Origin of the sequence: Dyella sp. ASV21, from assembly GCF_016428975.1 — a bacterium.
Taxonomy (GTDB): Bacteria; Pseudomonadota; Gammaproteobacteria; order Xanthomonadales; family Rhodanobacteraceae; genus Dyella.
Genome location: NZ_JAELTT010000385.1, coordinates 1 through 308 on the forward strand (window position 1 = coordinate 1; position 308 = coordinate 308).

Below are 308 nucleotides of genomic sequence, written 5' to 3' on the forward strand. Positions count from 1 at the left end.
GGTGCAGCCTGCCTGAGCCTGGCCGTTAGCGCCCATGCTGCCGATTTCAACAACTGGCCGACCCGCTACACCACGTCCGGCGGCACGGAGTGGCGGATCACCGGCAACTACCAGTACGACCTTACCCCTGTCTCTTATACACATCTCCGAGCCCACGAGACCCGTGACCGAATCTCGGTTTGCGGGTTGTGGGTGTAAAAGGGGGGGGGGGGGGGGGGGGGGGGGGGGGGGGGGGGGGGGGGGGGGGGGGGGGGGGGGGGGGGGGGGGGGGGGGGGGGGGGGGGGGGGGGGGGGGGGGGGGGGGGGGG

The 308-nt window shown here is 74.7% G+C and carries 1 pseudogene; it reads left to right on the plus strand.

Annotation, left to right across the window (positions count from 1 at the left end):
* Positions 1–198: pseudogene (locus tag JHD67_RS22000) on the plus strand (hypothetical protein); the annotation flags it as partial.
* Between the last annotated feature and the right edge of the window lie 110 nt (positions 199–308).